The organism is Priestia sp. SIMBA_032 (assembly GCF_046535215.1).
GTDB lineage: Bacteria > Bacillota > Bacilli > Bacillales > Bacillaceae_H > Priestia > Priestia aryabhattai.
Genome location: NZ_JAWRXD010000264.1, coordinates 1 through 348 on the forward strand (window position 1 = coordinate 1; position 348 = coordinate 348).

A 348-nucleotide genomic window follows, 5' to 3' on the forward strand; every position below is an offset into this window, starting at 1 on the left:
TGGTCATCCATGCCATCAGGTGCGGAGCCGGCACATTGAGTGCATGCAGAATGGCAGCGAAGTGCTCAGGATCCTTGATGATCTTTGCGTAGCCATGCGCCATGAAGCCGTAGCCGACGATGACGCGCAGCGGTAAGGGTGACCAGCGTTGAAGGCGGTCCGCTAACAGCGCAGGGTTCATTAGACTCGTGATGGAGCGGATGATAGTCATGCTCAAAGGCCTTTTTCGGAAAACGATAAACATGACGCAAGCTCGGGTTGCTGCCGGGGCGCGACCGATTGCATGCCGATACCCAGTAAGTCCCGGGAAAAGGCCGACTGGTTACACCGCTTCTACGATTCGTGGCA

The 348-nt window shown here is 56.6% G+C and carries 1 protein-coding gene; it reads right to left on the reverse strand.

Translation table 11 applies throughout. The features are described from left to right. Positions 1-211: DoxX family protein (locus SB717_RS34285; protein ID WP_410907300.1), on the reverse strand; the 211-nt coding region annotated here is incomplete at its 3' end. Positions 212-348: the final 137 nt, after the last annotated feature.